The sequence below is a fragment of the Allobosea sp. genome, from assembly GCF_035999205.1.
Taxonomy (GTDB): Bacteria; Pseudomonadota; Alphaproteobacteria; order Rhizobiales; family Beijerinckiaceae; genus Allobosea.
Genome location: NZ_DASYHA010000024.1, coordinates 463720 through 483351 on the forward strand (window position 1 = coordinate 463720; position 19632 = coordinate 483351).

General features: G+C 67.9%; 15 protein-coding genes. 2 read left to right on the forward strand and 13 right to left on the reverse strand.

Annotation, left to right across the window (positions count from 1 at the left end; translation table 11 throughout):
• Positions 1–46 precede the first annotated feature (46 nt).
• The 13 genes from VGN82_RS14960 to VGN82_RS15020 form a co-directional block, all read right to left on the reverse strand.
• Positions 47–832 (reverse strand): SDR family oxidoreductase, encoded by a 786-nt coding sequence (locus tag VGN82_RS14960; RefSeq protein WP_327527810.1) that lies wholly within the window; start codon positions 830–832, stop codon positions 47–49.
• 94 nt (positions 833–926) lie between these two features.
• On the reverse strand, positions 927–1910 hold the full coding sequence (locus tag VGN82_RS14965) for an ABC transporter ATP-binding protein (protein WP_327527811.1): 984 nt from the start codon (positions 1908–1910) through the stop codon (positions 927–929).
• Positions 1907–2953, reverse strand: a complete 1047-nt coding sequence (locus tag VGN82_RS14970; protein ID WP_327527812.1) for an ABC transporter ATP-binding protein — start codon at positions 2951–2953, stop codon at positions 1907–1909. The genes VGN82_RS14965 and VGN82_RS14970 overlap by 4 nt, the downstream gene beginning before the upstream one ends.
• Before the next feature lie 2 nt (positions 2954–2955).
• Positions 2956–3849 (reverse strand): ABC transporter permease, encoded by an 894-nt coding sequence (locus VGN82_RS14975; RefSeq protein ID WP_327527813.1) that lies wholly within the window; start codon positions 3847–3849, stop codon positions 2956–2958.
• Between the two features lies 1 nt (position 3850).
• Positions 3851–4804, reverse strand: a complete 954-nt coding sequence (locus VGN82_RS14980; protein ID WP_327527814.1) for an ABC transporter permease — start codon at positions 4802–4804, stop codon at positions 3851–3853.
• A 169-nt stretch (positions 4805–4973) separates the two neighbouring features.
• The gene (locus VGN82_RS14985) at positions 4974–6572 is read right to left on the reverse strand and encodes an ABC transporter substrate-binding protein (protein WP_327527815.1); all 1599 of its coding nucleotides are present in this window, start codon (positions 6570–6572) and stop codon (positions 4974–4976) included.
• Between the two features lie 205 nt (positions 6573–6777).
• Positions 6778–8433: an ABC transporter substrate-binding protein gene (locus VGN82_RS14990; protein WP_414644300.1), complete on the reverse strand. Its 1656-nt coding sequence runs from the start codon at positions 8431–8433 to the stop codon at positions 6778–6780.
• 206 nt (positions 8434–8639) lie between these two features.
• Positions 8640–12008 carry an error-prone DNA polymerase gene (locus tag VGN82_RS14995; protein ID WP_327527816.1) on the reverse strand — a complete coding sequence of 1123 codons (3369 nt, stop codon included), beginning with the start codon at positions 12006–12008 and terminating at the stop codon, positions 8640–8642.
• Positions 12005–13573 carry a Y-family DNA polymerase gene (locus VGN82_RS15000; protein WP_327527817.1) on the reverse strand — a complete coding sequence of 523 codons (1569 nt, stop codon included), beginning with the start codon at positions 13571–13573 and terminating at the stop codon, positions 12005–12007. The genes VGN82_RS14995 and VGN82_RS15000 overlap by 4 nt, the downstream gene beginning before the upstream one ends.
• Entirely contained in the window at positions 13479–14384 is a 906-nt protein-coding gene (locus VGN82_RS15005) for an ImuA family protein (protein WP_327527818.1), read from the reverse strand. Before VGN82_RS15005 ends, VGN82_RS15000 begins: the two co-directional genes overlap by 95 nt.
• Before the next feature lie 99 nt (positions 14385–14483).
• Positions 14484–14903 carry a hypothetical protein gene (locus tag VGN82_RS15010; RefSeq protein WP_327527819.1) on the reverse strand — a complete coding sequence of 140 codons (420 nt, stop codon included), beginning with the start codon at positions 14901–14903 and terminating at the stop codon, positions 14484–14486.
• Positions 14904–14978: 75 nt separating this feature from the next.
• Positions 14979–16724 carry an ABC transporter ATP-binding protein gene (locus VGN82_RS15015; RefSeq protein WP_327527820.1) on the reverse strand — a complete coding sequence of 582 codons (1746 nt, stop codon included), beginning with the start codon at positions 16722–16724 and terminating at the stop codon, positions 14979–14981.
• Positions 16725–16830: 106 nt separating this feature from the next.
• Positions 16831–17499, reverse strand: coding sequence for a ceramidase domain-containing protein (locus VGN82_RS15020; RefSeq protein ID WP_327527821.1), 669 nt, complete (start codon positions 17497–17499; stop codon positions 16831–16833).
• Positions 17500–17637: 138 nt separating this feature from the next.
• Between VGN82_RS15020 and VGN82_RS15025 the strand changes: the two genes are divergently transcribed.
• Complete coding sequence (locus tag VGN82_RS15025) at positions 17638–17922, forward strand: YARHG domain-containing protein (protein ID WP_414644294.1); 285 nt, start codon at positions 17638–17640, stop codon at positions 17920–17922.
• A 177-nt stretch (positions 17923–18099) separates the two neighbouring features.
• A complete protein-coding gene (locus VGN82_RS15030; RefSeq protein WP_327527822.1) occupies positions 18100–19611 on the forward strand; it encodes an ATP-binding protein in 1512 nt (503 codons plus the stop codon).
• Positions 19612–19632: the final 21 nt, after the last annotated feature.

Here is a 19632-nt window from a genome sequence, read left to right on the forward strand (position 1 = left end):
GGAAGCTGGCCGGCGCTCTCGATATCCCGCCCGAGCGCTTCGCCCCTCAGATTCCGCGCGTCGCGCCGCCGTCGATGCGGATCTTCGCACCGGTGACATAGCTCGCACGCTTGCTGGCGAGGAAAGTGACGACGTCGGCGAATTCCTGCGGCGTGCCGTAGCGCCCGGCCGGAATCGTCGATCGCGAGGCCGCCGCGGCGAGTTCGGGCGTGGTTCCGGCGCGGTCGGCGGCGGCCTTGTCGAGCTGGTTGACGCGCTCGGTGTGGATGCGGCCCGGCAGCACGACATTGACGGTCACCCCCTGCCCGGCGACTTCTGCGGCGAGCGTCTTCGACCAGCCAACGACCGCCGAGCGGATGCCGTTGGACAAGGCGAGCCGCGGAATCGGCTGCTCCACGCCCGAGGAAGCGATCGTGACGATGCGGCCGAAGCCACGCTCGACCATGCCCGGCAGCAGGCCCTGAGCGAGATGGAACAGATTCGCGGCCATCGCCTCGAAATGCTTGAGCCAGTCGTCACGGCCGGCCTCGCGCGCCTCGGCCGGCGGCGGACCGCCGGAATTGCCGATCAGGATATCGACGCCACCAGCCTCCTTCAGAGTCGCGACGAGGGAGTTCACCGATGCCAGATCGGAGAGGTCGAGGCTGGACGAGAAGATGCGCCCACGCACATCTTCGGGCAGCTGCGAAGCCCAGGCATCGGTCGCGGCGACATTGCGCGCTGCGGCGATGACCGAGGCGCCCTCTGCCGCCAGCGTGCGGGCGATCTCCGCGCCGAGACCCCGGCTCGCGCCCAGCACCAGCGCGCGCTTGTCGTGAAGGCCGAGATCCATGATGTGCTCCGTCGGGTTGGCGCAGCAGGGTCGCTGCGTATCGTCGTCCCGCTGATAGCGGTTCGGTCCGGCGGAGGGAATGGCTGTCGTCCGCTCAGGCCGCTGCCGTGAGCGCCTCGTCCGCGAGGATGCATCGGACGACCCTGCCCTCGCCGAGCTGGATGGCCGGTGGCAGGGCCGCGCGGCAGCGGTCCTGCGCGAAGCGGCAGCGCGGAGCGAAGGAGCAGGAGGATGGCGGCTCGTTCAGGGCCGGCGGCGCACCCGGGATAGCCTCCAGGCGCTCGCCCTTCTTCGCCCCGTGCAGGTTCGCCGCGAGCAGACCCCTGGTGTAGGGGTGCCGCGGCTCGCGCAGCAATTCGCGGACCGTGCCGGTCTCGACAATCTGGCCGGCATACATCACCGCCAGCCGGTCCGAGACCTCCACCGCGACGCCGATGTCATGGGTGACGAAGAGCATGCCCATGCCGAGGTCGCGCTGGAGTTGGCGTAGCAGCAGCAGGATCTGGATCTGCACGGTCGCGTCGAGCGCCGTGGTCGGCTCGTCGGCGAGCAGCAGCTTCGGCCGGGCGGCGAGCGCGAGCGCGATCATGGCGCGCTGGCGCATGCCACCGGACATTTCGTGCGGATAGGCCTTGAGCCGGCGCGCCGGCGACGGGATGCGGACGAGTTCGAGCAACTCGAGCGCGCGCGCCATCGCTTCCTTCTTCGACAGCTTCTCGTGCCGGATGATCGCCTCGGCGATCTGCTCGCCCACAGTATAGACCGGGTCGAGGGCCAGGGCGGGATCCTGGAAGATCATCGAGGTGACGGCGCCGCGATAGGCGGAGAGCTCCTGCGCGCCGAGCGCGAGCACATCCTTGCCGTCGACGCGGACGCTGCCGCCGATATCGGTGCGGCTCTCCGGCAGCAGGCGCAGCAGTGTCTTCAGCGTGACGCTCTTGCCCGATCCGGATTCGCCGAGGATGCCGAGCACCTGGCCGGGCTCCAGCGTCAGCGAGACTCCGTTGACGGCATGCACGGTCTGGGCGCCGCGAAAGCGTACGGTGAGGTTCTCGATGGCGACGAGAGGCTTGCTCATGCGGCGGCCTCCAGGCTCGGGGCGCGGCTGTGACCGGAGCCGGCGATCTCCATATGGCAGGCGACGCGGCGACCGCCCTCCTCCGTGCCGGTCGCGACCAGAGCCGGCTTGACCTTGGAGCAGACGGTCTGGGCATGCGGGCAGCGCGGGTGGAAGCGGCAGCCTTCGGGCGGGTTGATCGGGTTCGGCGGGTCCCCGGCGAGCGGCGCTTCCATCGTCCGGTTGTCCGGGTCCATCGACGGCATCGCCGACAGCAGCGCGTTCGTGTAGGGATGGCGCGGATCGTCGTAGAGTTCCTCGACCGGGCCGATCTCCACCACCTCGCCGAGATACATCACCATGACGCGGTCGCTGATGAAGCGGACGACGTTCAGGTCGTGCGAGATGAAGATGTAGGTCAGCCCGAACTCCTCGCGCAGATCGGCGAGAAGGTTCAGGACCTGCGCCTCGACAGATTTGTCGAGCGCCGAGACCGCCTCGTCGAGGATGACCAGGCGCGGGCCCAAGGCCAGTGCCCGGGCGATGTTGACGCGCTGGCGCTGGCCGCCGGAGAGCTCATGCGGATAGCGGGCCGCGAAGCGGGCCGGGTCGAGGCCGACACGCTGGAGCAGGTCGCGTGCCTTCAGGATAGCGGCGGCCTTGGAGACGCCATGCACGGTCGGCCCGAAGGCGACCGAATCCTCGATGGTCAGGCGCGGATTGAGCGAGGCATATGAATCCTGGAAGACCATCTGCGCCTGGCGGCGATACTCCTTCAGGCTGAGCGCCGAGCTGCCGACAGCCTCACCGTCGAAGAGCAGTTCGCCCTTGTCCTGCGGGATGAGCTGCATGACCACGCGCGCCGTCGTCGACTTGCCGCAGCCGGATTCGCCGACGACGCCGAGCGTCTCGCCCTTCATCACCTCGAAATCGACGCCGTCCACGGCGCGCACCACGGCGCCGCCGCCGAGCGGGAAATGCTTGGTCAGCGTTTGCGCCTGCAGCAGCGGCGTGCCCGGGCCACCGCGATCGGGAGTGGTCTGGTAATGGGCTTCTTGCGCCATGGTCAGCCCTTCACGTCCATCGCCGAGCGCAAGCCGTCGGAGAGCAGGTTGAACGAGATCGAGGTGATGAAGATCGCCACGCCCGGCAGCGCCGCCACCCAGGGCTGCACATAGATCGCGGTGCGCAGGGTGTTGAGCATCAGCCCCCATTCGGGCGTCGGTGGCTTGGTGCCGAGCCCGAGGAAGGACAGGCCCGAGGCCAGGATCATAGAGACCGAGATCAGGCTCGTCGCATAGACGAAGATCGGTCCGAGCACATTGCCGAGCACATGCACCCGGATGATCGTGCCCGAGCCCGCGCCAGAGGCGCGCGCGGCCTCGACATAGTCCATGCCGCGCACCTGCGTCGTCACGCTCTCGGCAATGCGCGCGATCGGCGGGATGAAGACGATGGTCAGGGAGATCAGCGAGTTGGTGATGCCCGCCCCGAGGGCGCCCGACAGCGCGATCGCCAGCAGCACCGACGGGAAGGCATAGAAGACGTCGACCGTGCGCATCACGACGGTGTTGAACCGGCCGCCGAAAAAGCCCGCGGCGACGCCGATCACCGAGCCGATGACGAAGGCGATGAAGACCGGTACCACGCCCATGAAGAGCGAGAGGCGTGCGCCGAAGATCAGCCGCGAGAGCATGTCGCGGCCGAGTTCGTCGGCGCCGAGCGGATAGCCCGGCGTGCCGATCGGGCGCAGCCGCCGCAGCATCGAGGAGCGGGTCGGGTCGGCCGGCGCGATGTAGTCGGCGAAGATCGCCATCAGGATGATCGCCAGCACGACGATGCCGGCGCCGACCGCGACCTTGTCGGTCTTGAAGCGGCGCCAGACGCCGGACCAGTAGCCCGGCGACTTGGCCAGCGGCGGCACGATGGCGGGAGCTGCGCCTTCGGTGATCGCAGTCATCTCAGCGCCTCCTGACGCGAGGGTCGAGCAGGCCCTGAAGGATGTCGACGAGCACGTTCAGCCCGACGAAGAACATCGCCAGCACCAGGATCGTGCCCTGGAGCAGCGGCAGGTCGCGCTGGAAGATGGCGTTGCCGAGCAGGAAGCCGGTACCGGGCCATGAGAACACCGTCTCGATCAGGATCGAGCCGCCGAGCAGATAGCCGAGCTGCAGGCCCATCACCGCCAGCGCCGTCGGCGCGGCATTCTTCACGACGTGGCGGAACACGCCGAAATCCATCAGCCCCTTCGCCCGCAGCGCCGGCACGAACTCCTGGTTGAGGATATCGGCGACGAGGGCGCGCACCGTGCGGGCGATGATGCCCATCGGGATCACCGACATCGTGATCGCCGGCAGGATCATGTAGCTGACATGCTCCCAATCCCACTTCCAAGCGGCCGAACCGCCCGGCCCCGCCCCGCCCGGCGGCAGCCAGCCGAGCTGCACGGAGAACACGATCACCATCACCATGCCGAGCCAGTAATGCGGCACCGAGACGCCGAGCACCGCGAGCATCGAGGCGGACTTGTCGAGGAAGGAGCCGCGGAAATAGCCCGCGACGAAGCCGAAGAAGCAGCCGAACAGAAAGCCGATCACCGTTGCGAGCCCGGCGATCAGCAAGGTGTTGCCGACCGCGCGCCAAACCTCGCCCGCGACGGGGCGCCCGGTCGCGATCGAGGTGCCGAGATTGCCCTGCACCGCGTTCCACAGCCACAGCCCGAACTGCACCGGCAAGGGCCGGTCGAAGCCGTAGATCTTGCGCAGCTCATCCTGCATCGCCTGCGACGCATCCGGCGGCAGGACCGAGGTCAGCGGATCCCCGGGCGCGATATGCACCAGCAGGAAGCAGAACAGGCTGACGCCGAAGGCGACCGGCAAGACGTAGAGGATGCGTTTGGCGAGGTAGCTCAGCATGCTGCTGTCTCAACCGTCGTCTCGACCTCGACCGCCATCCCGGCCGTAGCGAAGCGGAGCGCCGGGATCCATCGTAGGGCGACGAGCCCCGCGGTGGATCCCGGGACGACCTTCGGTCGCCCGGGATGACGCGCAGTGGTTGGGACGAGCTGCCGAGCCAAGGACAACCTCACTTCGCCATCGTGATCGGCGAGAAGTCCTGGAACCAGTTCTGCGCCTGAACGAAGCCCTTCACCTTGGGGCTGAGGGCGCGTGGGTTGACGTCGTGCGTCACCATCAGGAACAGCGCCTCGTCGACATATTTCTCATGCACCTTCTGCAGCACCTTGGTCTGCTCGGCCGCGTCGAACGTCGTGCGAATCTGGTCGAAGAGCTTATCCATCTCCGGATCGCAATACATGCCCCAGTTCGTGCCGGCCGGCGGCACGAGGTTGCATTGCAGGTGGCGGACAAAGCCGGTGAAGGGGTCCTGGATGAAGTAGGTGTAGTTCATGCCCGTCGCCTTGCGCGACGATTCATGATTGGCGCCGGCACGCCAGATGTTGATCAGCGTGTTCCACTCGACGACCTCGAAATCGATCTTGATGCCGACCTCTGCGAGGTTCTGCTGGACGAACTCGTTCATCGGCAGCGGCTGCATCTGGCCCGAGCCCGACGGCGCGATCAGGATCTTGGTCGTCACCGGCTTGGCGGTCGAATAGCCGGCTTCGGCGAGCAGCTTCTTGGCCTCGGCCTGATCGAGCTTGAGCTTGAACTTCGGGTTGCCGAACCACTGGTGGCCGGGCGGATAGAAGCCCTCGGCCGGGATCATCATGCCGCCGAGCAGTTCCTTGAGGCCCTGCCGGTCGACGGCCAGGTTCGCGGCCTTGCGCACGCGGATGTCGTTCCAGGGCGAGCCCTCGGCGCGCGAGAGATGCCAGGTCCAGTTGTGCGGATAGGCATTGGTGATGATCTGGAAGCCGGCGGTCTTCAGCGAGGGGATCAGGTCGGGCGACGGCGCCTCGATCCAGTCGACCTGCCCTGCCCTGAGCGCGGCGGCACGGGCATTGGCCTCCGGCAACGGCAGCAGCACCAGCTTGTCGAGCTTCGGCACGCGCGCCTTGTCCCAGTAACCGGGGAACGGCGAAAGCTCGGCGCGCTCGCGCGGCTGGAAGGCAGTGAGCTGCCAGGGGCCGGTGCCGGACGGCGTCTTGGCGAAGGCCTCCCAGCTCTTGCCGACCTTCTCCCACTGCGCCGGCGATGACATCATGACCCAGGCGATCTGGTAGGGCAGCGTCGCGTCCGGCGCCTTGGTGGTGATCTCGACCTTGTACTTGTCGACGACCTTGTAGGAGGCGACCGCCGGGATGCGCGAACGGCCTTGCGCCGCCTGGCGCTGGTCGAACTGCGGCGCGTCGTTCTTCAGGAGCTTGTCGAGGTTCCAGACCACGGCATCGGCGGTGAATTCCGAGCCGTCATGGAACTTCACCCCCTCGCGCAGGACGAATGTCCATTTGTTCTTGTCGGCGGCATCGACCGCCCAGCTCGTGGCGAGGCCCGGCGTCAGGTCGGACGCCTTGTCGGCCTTGCTGAGGTCCCAGTTGATCAGCGCGTCATAGACCGTATAGCCCATGAAGCGCATGCCCTCGCCGCCCTGGTCGGTCTGGCCGGTGGTCAGCGGAATGTCGGAGGCCGTCATGCCGATGCGCAGCGTGCCTTGGGCCTGCGCCGAGGCTGCGAAGAGAGAAACGCCGGCGGCAAGCGTGAAAGCGAGGGCGGTGCGGATCATCGGGCTACTCCGAATTGGATGAGTTCGAGACTTCGCAAGGGCTGTGCCAGCGCTCGGCTTCATCACATCCGGAGCGTCACCCCGGACAAGTCGCGAAGCGACGCCGATCCGGAATCCATCGAAGGGCGTCGCACGCGACGATGGATTCCGGAGTTCCGCTTCGCTGCGTCCAGGATGACGGTGCGGGTGATGCGAACCGGGCGGGTTACTCCATCGACATCGGCGCAAGGTCGATGAACCAGCTCTTCGGCTGGACCACGCCCTTGACCTTCGCGCTCATCGCGCGCGGGCCGACGTCATGGGCGACCCAGACGAAGGGCGCTTCCTCGACGATGCGGGCGTGCAGCTTGGCGAGCGCCGCGTCGCGGGCCGTGCCGTCGAAGCTGGTGCGGGCGTCGGCGATCAGCTTGTCGAACTCGTCATTGCCGAAATAGCCCCAATTATTCGACACCGGCGGGAACGTCTTGGTCGAGACGAAGCGCACCATGGCGAAGAACGGGTCCATCGCCGCATAGGTCACGTTGGTGGCGTTGGCGCCGCGGGCATTGGCGTGCTTGGCGCCCTCGCGCCAGTTGGTGAAGACGGCGTTCCATTCGCCGACCTCGAGCGCGACGTCGAAGAAGCACTCCTTCAGCGCCTGCTGCATGAACTCGTTCATCGGCAAGGGCTGCATCTGGCCCGAGCCCGAGGCCGAAGTCAGCACCTTCACCTTGGCCGGCTTGGCGGCCGAATAGCCGGCATCCGTCATCAGCTTCTTCGCCGCAGCGAGATCATACTTGATGTCGAATTTCGGATTGCCCCACCAGGGATGGCCGGGCGGCACGGTGCCCTTCGGGATTTCCATCAGCCCGCCAAGCAGCGTCTTCAGCTCCTCGCGGTTGACGCAGAGATTGGCGGCCTGGCGGACCTTGATGTCGGTCCATGGCGAGCCCTCGACGAAGGAGAGTTGCCAGGGCCAGACATGTGGCTGGGCGTTCGTATAGACGGTGAAGCCGCGCTGCTTGATCTGCGGAACGGCGTCCGGTGAAGGCGACTCGATCCAGTCGACCTGGTTGGACAGCAGCGCCGCGGTGCGGGCATTGGCCTCCGGCAGCGGTAGCAGCACGACCCGATCGACCTTGGGCACGCGCTTGGGGTCCCAATAGGCCTTGTTGGCGACCATCTCGAAGCGTTCGCGCGGGACGAGGCGGGTGCCCTTGAACGGGCCGGTGCCCGACGGATCGGCGGCGAATGCCGACCAGGCCTGCTTTGCGCGTTCGGCCGGGTCCGTGACGGATGCCGGGACGGCGGCGAGCTTGGCGACCCAGTGCGTCGGCGAGACGATGAAGAGGTTGGTGAGGTTGATCGGCAGGAAGGCGTCCGGCTCGGTCGTGGTCAATTCGACGGTCAGCGGGTCGATCACCTTGGCGCTCTTCAGCGTCGGCATGCGCGAGACGGTGACGCCGATCTGATCGGGCGCGAAATGGGCGGCTTCCTTGTTCAGGACCTTCTCGACGTTCCACACGACGGCAGCCGCATCGAAGGCCGAGCCGTCCTGGAACTTGACGCCGGGGCGCAGCTTGAAGGTCCATTTGGTCTTGTCGGCGGCATCGACCGCCCATTCGGTGGCGAGGCCGGGGATGACGACGCTCGCCTTGTCGGCCGATGACAGATCCCAATGCGTCAGGGCGTCGTACATCGGGATGCCGGTGAAGCGGTTGCCCTCGAAGCCCTGATCGGGCTGGCCATGGGTGCGGGGAATGTCCGCCGCTGTCATGCCGATGCGCAGGACCTTTTCCTGGGCGAGCGCGGCGGTCGCCAGCGCCGTCGAAAGCCCCAGGCCGAGAAGCACGGAGCGGGTGAAATGGGATGCGGACACGATTTTCTCCCCTGTGATTGGCCTGCGACCTGTCGAGCCGCGGCCGGGAGGGGTTAGCAACCGGCATGCCAGACGAAGGTCGTAAGACTAGGACTTTGGGATAGGAGCGGACCGATTGCCGCCCAAGGGATCGCCATGTCTCGGCATCAGGCATACGTCACGACGTTTTTCGCACACCAAATAGGCATACCGATCATTCTGCGGGCACATCAGTGGAAGTCGCGCGATTTCGGCAGAACGCGGACGTCGCGTGGGTGACGGCCACGGGGCGGCGGCGGGTTGCGGAGTTCGTCAGCCCGCGCGAGCGCGATTTCTGTGCGGTGTGTATCCGAGAGGCTACCCAGCTCGGCAGTCCGATCGACGACGCGCTGGCCCATCAGATGAACCACGCCTTCCCGACTCTTCTGCACCCTGCCCTCGATCTGGAGCAGGCGCCCGCTCATGACCTCGCGGCGGAAGCGTTCGAACTGCCTCGCCCAGAGCAGGATGTTGGCGATGCCGGTCTCGTCTTCGAGCGTGATGAAGATCGCCTTGCCGTTGCCGGGGCGCTGGCGCACCAGCACGACGCCGGCAGCCCGTGCCCAGCTGCCATCGGGCCGATTGTCGAGTTCGGCGCAGCTCAGCACGCCGTCGCGCCGGAAGACCGGCCGGAGCATGCCCATCGGGTGGCCCTTGAGCGACAGCCGCACCGTCTGGTAGTCGGCAACGATCTGCTGCGGCAGCGGCATGACGGGAAGCGGCACCGCAGGCTCCGAGCCCAGTTCGCGGGCCTGCGCGGCGGCGAAAAGCGGCAAGGCATCGTCATCCGGCAGCCGGCGCACCGCCCATAGCGCCTCACGCCGGTCGAGACCGAGGGAGCGGAAGGCATCGGCATCCGCCAGCAGGCGCATGGCACGGCCGGGCAGAACAGCACGGCGCATCAGATCCTCGACATCGTGGTAGCCGTCGGCACGGGCAGCCTCGATGCGCAAACCCCACTCCTCCTGAAAGCCGTCGATCTGGCGGAATCCGAGCCGCAGGGCGAAGGGCTTTCCTCCGCGCTCCAGCCAATTATCCCAGCCGCTGAAGCTCACATCGATCGCACGCGGCTCGACGCCGCCATATTCTTGCGCTTCGCGCACGATCTGGGCCGGGGCATAGAAACCCATCGGCTGGGAGTTCAGCAGCGCGCAGGCGAAGGCCGCCGGGTGGTGGCATTTCAAGTAGGAGGAGATGTAGACCAGTTTGGCGAAGGAGGCGGCGTGACTTTCGGGGAAACCGTAGCTGCCGAACCCCTTGATCTGCTCGAAGCAGCGTCGGGCGAAATCCGGCTCGTAGCCGCGCTCGACCATGCGGCCGACCATGAGATCCTCATAGCTGCCGATGGTTCCATCGCTGCGAAAGGTCGCCATCGCCTTGCGCAGGCCGTTGGCCTCGCTGTCCGAGAACCTCGCAGCAACCATGGCAAGCTTCATCGCCTGTTCCTGGAAAAGCGGTACGCCCTTGGTCTTACACAGCACCGTGTAGAGCTCGTCGAACGGACCATGGTCGGGAGATGGCGAGGGATAGCTCACCTCCTCGGCCCCCGCCCGACGCCGCAGATAGGGATGGACCATGTCCCCCTGGATCGGGCCGGGCCGAACGATGGCGACCTGGATGACGAGGTCGTAAAACTCGCGCGGTCGCAGCCGTGGCAGCATGTTCATCTGCGCCCGGCTCTCGACCTGGAAGACGCCGAGCGACTTGCCCTCGCAGAGCATGTCGTAGGTCGCCTTGTCCCCCCCAGGCACGTCGGCAAGGCCCAGATCGGCCACATCATGCTCGCGCAGCAAATCGAAGGCCTTGCGGATGCAGGTCAGCATGCCCAAGGCCAGCACATCGACCTTCATCAGGCCGAGTTCGTCGATGTCGTCGCGGTCCCATTCGATGAAGGTGCGCTCCGCCATGGCGGCCTTGCCGATCGGAACCAGCTCGTCGAGGCGCCCGCGCGCCAGGATGAAGCCGCCGACATGCTGCGAGAGATGGCGCGGAAAGCCGAGCAGCCGGACGGCGAAATCGACGGCGCGGCGCACCGTCGGGTTGGTCGGATCGAGCCCGGCCTGGCGCACCCGCTCGTCGCCGATCTCGGTGCCCCAGCTGCCCCATTGCGTATCGGCGATGCGGGCGGTGATGTCCTCGGTCAGCCCCAGCGCCTTGCCGACGTCGCGGATGGCGCTGCGCGGGCGATAGCGGATCACGGTCGCGGCGATGCCGGCGCGGTCACGGCCATAGGTCTTGTAGATCCACTGGATCACCTCCTCGCGCCGTTCATGCTCGAAATCGACGTCGATATCGGGCGGCTCCCTTCGCTCCGTCGAGAGGAAACGCTCGAACAACACGTCATTCTCGGCCGGGTCGACCGCGGTGATGCCGAGGACGTAGCAAACAGCTGAATTAGCGGCCGAGCCCCGCCCCTGGCAGAGGATGCCTTCCTTCTGGGCGAATTCGACGATCTGGCGGATGGTGAGGAAGTAGCGGGCGTATTTCAGTCGCGCGATCAGATCGAGCTCCTTGCGCAGCAGGCCGGTGACCTTCTGGGGCACGCCCTGCGGATAGCGAATTTCGCCACAGCGGCGCACCAGCTCCTCGAGCCAGGCCTGATCGTTCCAGCCGGGCGGGACGGGCTCGTCCGGATATTCGTATTCGAGCTGCTTCAGATCGAATTCGATGCGCGAAAAAAGATGCTGCGTCTCCGCGATGGCTTCGGGTGCGTCGCGGAACAGCCGCGTCATCTCCTGCGGCGTCTTGAGATGGCGTTCGGCATTGACCTCGAGCAGGCGCCCTGCCCGCTCGATCGAGACGCCCTCGCGGATGCAGGTCAGCACGTCCTGCAGGTCGCGCTGCTCGGGCGCATCGTAGAGCACGTCATTGGTCGCCAGCAGCGGCGTGCGGGCCGCGGCCGCGATCGCTTTCAGACGTGCAAGGCGACGGCGGTCGTCGCCACGGCGATGCATTGTGGCGCCGAGCCAGACCGCGCCGGGAGCAGCATCGTCCAGCCGGGCGAGCAGCGCCGGCAGGCCGTCGAGGCTGCGGCCGGGCATCAGGATCAGCAGGAGATCGCGTGCATCGGCGAGGAGATCGTCGAGGACGAGGCGGCATTCTCCCTTCTGCACGCCCTCCTTCTGATTGCCATGGCTGAGCAGGCGGCAGAGCCGCCGCCACCCCTGCCTGTTGGCCGGGTAGACGACGATGTCGGGCGTGCCCTCGGCGAAGACGAGCCGGCTGCCGACAGCGAGCTTGAAGGCCTTCGCGACGCCCCGGATGTGCTCTCGGGTGAGGGACAGTTCCGCGAAGGCCGGGTTCTCCATCCAGACATATTCACCGGGACTGCCGCCTTCCCTGATCTTCTCGGGAGCAGGCTGGCCATCCTCCCGCAGAGCCCTGAGCGCGCTCCAGGCCCGGACCACGCCGGCCAGCGTGTTACGGTCGGCAATGCCGATGCCGGCATGGCCGAGCAGCAGCGAGGTCAGCACCAGATTGGGACCGGGCGAAGCGCCACGCAGGAAGGAAAAGTTCGTCGCGGCAACGGGTTCAGCGAAAGTTCTGGCAAATTGAGTCATGCGAAGAGCCCGTGCAGGAACCAGCGCGGCGGGTCCTGGCCCGGCTCGTGGAAGCCGACGCGGAAGAGCCAGAAGCGGCGTCCCTGAGCATCCTCGACACGGTAATAGTCGCGCATCGGTTCGCAGGAACCGTCGCGCCACCATTCCGGCGCGATGCGTTCGGGTCCCTCGGCGCGGGCGACGTCATGGATCAGGCGACGCCAGCGGAAGCGGATCGGCGGGCCGTCAGGCACCTCGGCGAGGGCTTCGACCGGCTGGGGCGGCTCGAAGAGCTGGAGCGGACGCGTCGGCGGCTCATCCGGCTCCGGCGTCGGCCAGGCGGAGATCGAGGCCGGCAGCGCCGCCGACATGGCAGCAGGCATCGCAGCAGACATGGCCTTCGCCGCGCGTACGGGGTGATGGGTATCCTGCGCCACGAAGCGCAGCACACGGTCCCGGCCGAAGCGCGTGACCAGCCGGTCGACGAGATCGGCCACCGCCTCGTCCTCCACCGCTCGGCGATCGAGGCTGGCCTGCGTCTCGCCCAGCGGCTCGCAGATCGGCACGGCGAGCCGGACCGCATCGAAGCCGAAGCCCGGATCGAGCGGGTCGGCCAGCGTGTCGATGCGTTCGCGCCAGAGCCGCAGGATGGCGGCGGCATCGCGCGAGGGCCGCCCGGTCTCGACCGTGAGCCGCCGGACCGCACCGTCGCTGCGGAAGAAGCTGACCTCGAAGGCACGCCCGCCCTCGCCGCGCAGTTCGAGCACCCGTGCGGCTTCCGCGATCAGCCGTGCGACCACCTCTGCCAGCCCTTCGCTGTCGAGCATGGGCTCGGCGAAATGGCGTTCGACGACGCAGGCCGGAGGCGGACGCAGCGGCGTGATCCGCGCATCCTCATGCCCCAGCGTGCGCCGGAGCCTCGTCGCCAGATCCTCGCCGAAGCGGGCCGACAGGGTGAAGGACGGGCGCTCGGCAAGGTCGGCCAATGTCCTGAGGCCGGCCCGAGACAGCGCGATCACGGTCTCGGGCGCGAGTTCCAGCGCGGCGACCGGAAGCGGGCGCAGTCTTGCTTCCTCCTCCCCCGGCGGGACGACGCCGCCGCCTCCGTAGCGCGACAGCGCATGCGCCGCTTCCGGCGTTCCGGCGATGGCAGCGCGATGGCTCAGGCCGCCGGCCCGCATCCAGCGGCCGATCGCCGCCTGAAGCTCCGCCTCGCCGCCGAAGAGATGGGCGCAACCAGTGATGTCGAGCATCAGCCCATGCGGCAGATCAAGGGCGACCAGCGGCGTGAAGCGGTCGCAGAAGGCCGCGAGCCGGCCCAGCAAGGCCGCGTCGGCCTCAGGCTCGGCCTCGATCGCCAGCAGGGACGGAATCCGGGCGCGCGCATCGGCCAGCGTCAGGTCGCGCGTCAGGCCGAGCGACACCGCGCGCTGGTCGCAATCGACAAGCCGGAGCGCGTTGCGCACCGTGGCGAAGACGACCAGCGGGGCGTCAGCCGGCGCGCCTGATGCCGGGACCCGCCCTTCCCGCCGCAGCCGGTCTGTCGGCAGGAAAGGAAACCACATCGCCAGATAGCGGCGCGGCATCGGGATTGGCCTTGCGTTGATCTGCCCTGTCGGGAGGCCCCATTGCGAGTTGGCGGTCTCGGACATCGTTTGCCTGGAAGGATTGGCTGTCCTGGAAAGACGGGCTTGCCTGGAAGGATTGTCGGTCACGGCTCCACTCCACACGCCACTCACGCTCGCCCAGGCCGCCGCGATGGCGCAGCAGCCTGAGGCTGAAAGCCGGGTCGCCCGGCGCATTCGCCTCCAGCGCCCGCGACGGCAGGGCCGCAACCTGCCAGCGTGTCCGGGCCGCGCTAGGCTGCGGCGACACGGCGGCGCGCAGCAGCAGCGTCGTCGTGCCCGAACCCTCCGCCGCCAGCGACAGGCGCCGGCTCGCGGTCAGATCGAGGCGGCGCGGCTCGCCCCAGGGCTCGATCAGAACCGCCCCCAGCGCCGCACAGCGGGCCGCCTCGGAGCCGGCCCGCAGCACGCCCTCGGCATCACGCGCCCTCACCAGCAGGACGCGCCCCGGATCGAGGCCGAGCTCGGTCAGCCCCGGCGGATGCAGGCGGCCGGTCTCGGCATCGACGACATCCTGCCGGACCCAGAGGATCGGGCGCTGTCCTGCCGCCCGGATCGCCAGCCCGACCGCGAAGCCCGTCGCCGCCACGAGATCGGCCGTGCCGGGCGCATAGACCTCGTGCAGCGCGGCCCGCGCGATGCCGCCACCCAGCGCACCGTCGAGAGCGGGTGCGCCGAAACTCACCTGCCCGACCGCAGCCGGCACAGTGCGCAGCGCCGCCTCTGCGAGGTGGCGGCGCAGGTCGGCGAGAGAGTTGGGCATCGGGGGCATGGGCACTCGCGTTCTTCATTTGTTCTTTTATAGAACGAGCCCCGGAAGAAGGCGAGTCCAAGTCCTGTCTTCCCAGTTCCGGTCTTACGGATGCCGATCTTACGGAACCGCGTAGCCGCGCACCGCCTTGCCACGCGACCGGCATGAGCAGTCGTCGCCCAGAAGGGCGGCTCGCCTGAGCCGGCAGGTCAAGCGCGGCGTTTCGCAGTGCCGGACGGCGACCTGCCTCGGCCGAGACAGGCCGTAGGTGCCGCGCGCGCCCACGGCGGGCTGTCCATAGGATGGCGCCCCGCTCGGCCGACCGTAGTCCATCGGCGGTCCAGCGCCTGGAATGCCGCCGCCATCCTGGCGCAGCCGGATATCGGGCACCGAATCCGTGATCGATGGCGGGCCGATGCCCTGCCTCGGGCCGCCGGGATAGAGAGGGCCGGTGCTCGGCGTGCCGACCATCTGCGCCAAGGCCGGGCCGGCGACCAGCAACATCGACATCAACGCCAGAACGGTCGAGCGAGAGCGCATCACCTTTCCCCCCGAATGCCCGCCTATCTCAACGAAGAAGGTGGCGTGCCGGTTCCCGCGCTGCGATGCGCCCGGTCACTCGGCCGCCGTTCCCATCGCAAGCCTCAGCGGCGCGACCTGTGCCTCGTGCAGGGCCTGATAGGGTCCGCCGGCCCGCACCAGATCCTCGTGCCGGCCCTGCTCGGCGATACCGGCCTGGGTCACCACGACGATGCGGTCGGCATGGCGGATCGTGGCAAGGCGATGCGCGATCACCAGCGTCGTGCGGCCCTCCGCCAGCTCCGTCAGGGATTGCTGGATCGCGGCTTCCGTTTCGGTGTCGAGCGCCGAGGTCGCCTCGTCGAGGATCAGGATCGGCGGGTTCTTCAGGAAGATGCGGGCGATGGCGAGGCGCTGCTTCTGCCCGCCCGAAAGCTTGACGCCGCGTTCGCCGATCACCGTGTCGAGCCCGGCCGGCAGGTCGGCGATCATCGTCTCCAGACGGGCGCGGCGTGCGGCTTCCGTGATCTCGTCCTCGCTCGCATCGAGCCGGCCATAGGCGATGTTCTCGCGGATCGTCCCGGCGAACAGGAAGACGTCCTGCTGCACGATGCCGATCTGGCGACGCAGGGAAGCCAGCGTCAACTTGCGGATGTCATGCCCATCGACCGTGATCCGACCGGCATCGACCTCGTAGAACCGCGGCAGCAGCGAGAGCAGCGTCGTCTTCCCGGCGCCCGACGGCCCGACGAAGGCGACCGTCTCGCCGGCCGCGACAGACAGGTCTATGCCGGCGAGCACGGGCCGGCCGCTGGCATAGCCGAAATCGACCTTCTCGAAGCGGATGTCGCCTTTCAGAACCGGAGCATCGATCGCGTCGGCAGCGTCGGCGATGTCGGGCTCGGTCGCCAGCAACTCGCGATAGCGCTGGAAGCCCGCGATGCCCTTCGGATAGGTCTCGATCACGCTCGCGATCTTGTCGAGCGGCCGGTAGAAGACGCCGACCAGCAGCAGGAAGCCGACGAAGCCGCCGACGCTCAGACTGCCCTGCACGACATACCAGGTGCCGGCCAGCATCACCGCGAGCTGGACCATGCGCATGCCCAGATAGTTGATCGCCTGGCTTGCGGCCATGATGCGGTAGGCCTCGAGCTTGGTCGTGCGGTAGCGCAGGTTGTCTCCGGCGAAGAGCGCGCGCTCATGGGCCTCGTTGGCGAAGGCCTGGACCACGCGCATGCCGCCGATATTCTCCTCGAGCCTGGCGTTGAAGGCGCCGACCCGGCCGAACTGGCTGCGCCAGTTCTGCGCCATCCGGGCGCCGTAGCGCGCCACGACGAAGCCGGCGAGCGGGACGATCAGGGCGGTCATCAAGGCCAACTGCGGATGCACCCACAGCATCAGCAGGAACGCACCGATGAAAGTCATGACCGCGATGAACAGATCCTCGGGGCCGTGATGGGCGACCTCGCCGATCTCCTCGAGATCCTTGGTGACGCGGGCAACGAGATGGCCGGTCTTCTGCTCGTCATAGAAGCGGAAAGAGAGCTTCTGGAGGTGGTCGAAAGCGCGCCGGCGCATCTCCGTCTCGATATTGATGCCGAGACGGTGGCCCCAATAGGTCACCACCGCCATCAGGCCGGAATTGACCGCATAAACGACCAGCAGCGCGGCGCCCGCCATCAGGATCAGCGGCCAGTCGCCGCGTGGCAGCAAGAGGTCGACGAAGGCCTTCACCGCCATAGGGAAACCGAGCTCGAGCAGCCCCGACAGCACGGCACAGCCGAAATCGACCAGGAACAGCGCCCGGTGCGGGCGATAATAGGCGAAGAATTCTTTCAGCATGCCAACTCTTTCAGCGTGCCCGCCTCATAGCAGATCGCCGGCAGGATGCATCGACCCGGCGACGCGAACCGGCCATACCGTAGCTGCCGGCGCCCAGCACATGATCTCAGCGCGGTGGAGCCGAAGCAGCCTCCTCCCGTCCGATCGCAGCCCTCAGCAACAGATACAGGACGGTCGCGTTCAGCAGATGCCAGAGCCAGTGCGTGCCAAGCGGGATGCGGCCGCAGAGCGGGCCGTCGAGCGTCCGGAAGGTCAGGGACAGGGCGAAGGCGAAGCCAGCAAGACCGAGGAGCCGGGCGGTTTCCGCGCCGCCCGGCCGCCGCCACAGCGCGATGGCCATGCCGACGAGCCCGAGCAGGAACGCGGCATAGCCTGTCGACCCGCGCAGCATCGGCACGAGCAAGGGTGCGATCCCCCACGAGATCGAGAACGCCAGTCCGGCGAATGCCAACGTGCCGAGCCCGGTCGCCAGCGGCCGCCAGCCGAGGAAGCGCGCCAGCGCCAGCGCGAAATAGGAGAAGGCGAAGAGCTGGATGGGCACGACATCGGCAGCCAGCGTCCAGGGCCGCGGCATGGCGTGGAACAGGAAGGAGCCGACGCCGATCGCAAAGACAAGCAGGATCAGGAGCAGCGCCGGCCAATCGCGCCCGCCTGCTCGGCGCCAGAGCAGGATGGCCGCTCCCGCAGCAATCACGAAGGCGGCGTTGGTCACCGCGTTCCAGGGCTCGCCCCAGAAAGCGTCGCTCAACCGTTCGCAATAGCTGTAGATCCGCATCGTCAGCTCCTCCTGTATCAGGCTATCGGCCTCGGGCGACGCCGGTGCGACGCATGGCGGCTCGCATCCAGGCCGCTTGCCCGCGCCTCCAGCGTCGCGCAGATTGCCGCCGACCGAGACGAAGAGCGGGAAACGACGATGCGGCGAGCAGCGACGATGGGATTGGCCTCGCTTGGGCTGCTATGCGGCGTCGGGATGTTTCCTCCGGCTGCACGGGCCGAGACCTGCGACGATCTCTGGTATGCCCGCAATGAGATCTACAAGGCGCAGGGCTACTGCTTCCGGACGCGGCGCGGCATCGAGGCTTTCGGCAATGCCGGCTGCCAATACGACAATGTCGAGGACGTACCGCTGTCGAACAGCCAGCGCCGGACTATCGCCGATATCCAGCGCGAGGAGCGGGCGCGGCGCTGCCCACGGTGACAGAATTGCCGGGCTGAAACACCGCCGCGATTGCTGTGGACGCAAGCACCCGACTCGGACGCAATTGCGGGATGACGTGCTAAAAGCGCCGGCCGCGAGCCCTCCGTGCACCTGTCGGTCGACGGCCCGGGACCTCGCGATCATGAGTCAATTTCTGCGGAACGACACGATCACGGCATGACGACGGCCATCGACATGGGTTTGAGCGGGAGCGGCGAACCCGCCCTTCTCGACCTCGCCGAGTTGCTGGCGACGCGTCTGCTCGTCCAGGGCAACTCCGGCTCGGGCAAATCGCATCTGCTGCGGCGGCTGCTCGAACAGAGTGCGCCGCTGGTGCAGCAGGCGGTGATCGATCCCGAGGGCGACTTCGTCTCGCTCGCCGACCAGTTCGGCCATGTCGTCGTCGACGCGCAGTGCGGCGAGGCCGAACTGCAGCGCGTCGCCCTGCGCGTGCGCCAGCACCGCGTCTCGGTCGTGCTCAATCTCGAGAACCTCGAAGCCGACGAGCAGCTGCGGGCGACGGCCGCATTTCTCGGCGGGCTGTTCGATGTCGACCGCTCGCTCTGGTTCCCGATGCTGATCGTCGTCGACGAGGCACAGCTCTTCGCACCGGTGATGGCGGGCGAGGTCTCCGACGAGGCGCGCCGGCTATCGCTCGGCGCGATGACCAACCTGATGTGCCGCGGCCGCAAGCGCGGGCTTGCCGGCGTGATCGCGACGCAGCGCCTTGCCAAGCTCGCCAAGAACGTCGCGGCCGAGGCCTCGAACTTCCTGATGGGCCGCACCTTCCTCGACATCGACATGGCCCGCGCCTCCGACCTGCTCGGCATGGACCGGCGCCAGGCCGAGATGTTCCGCGACCTCGAGCGCGGTCAGTTCGTGGCGCTCGGCCCGGCTCTGTCGAAGCGGCCGCTGCCGCTCAGGATCGGCTCGGTATCCTCGACCGACCGCGGCGGCGCTCCCGGGCTGATGCCGCTGCCCGAACAGGCGCCGGAGGAAGCCGGCAAGCTGATCTTCACCGCCGGCGCCGACGAGCCCGCGCCGATCAGCCGGATGCCGCGACCAGCGCCTCGTCCGCGTCCCCCGGTGCAGGACACGATGCGGCAGATCGAGAGCTACCGTCCGGCGCCGATGCCGGAACCCGAGCCCGAGATCCCGATGGAGCCGGCCGAGCGCGAGGCCATCATGGTCGAGATCCTGCGCGAGCTGATGGCCGATCCCGAGGCGCGTTCGCGCCAGGTCGCGGTGCTCTACCAAGATTTCACCGTGCGCTGCCGGATGCGCCGCCTCGGCCGCAGCAATCTCAGTCTCGACGAATTCCGCCGGCGACTGGCCGTCGCCAAGGCTGGCGCCAGCGACGAGCTCCTCGAATCCGAAACCTGGCAGGCCGCGGTCGAGGCCTCGCTCGCCCTGCCCGACGACCTGCACGGTCTGTTCCTGTTCATCGCGCGGGCGGCGCTGGAAGGCGCGCCCTGCCCCAGCGACGCGGAACTCGCCGGCGTCTATGGCAGCCATTCGCCGAGCCGGGCGCGGCGCCTGATCGCCTATATCGAAGAGCGCGGACTGCTGGTCTGCCATGTCGATTTCCGCGGCCAGCGCACCCTCGCCCTGCCGACGCTGGGGATCGAGACGGCTCCCGGCCAGGGCTCGGTGCGAACAGCCGGCATGCCGCGCGGGGCAAGGGGCTGACAGGCATTGCCGGCGCCGCGC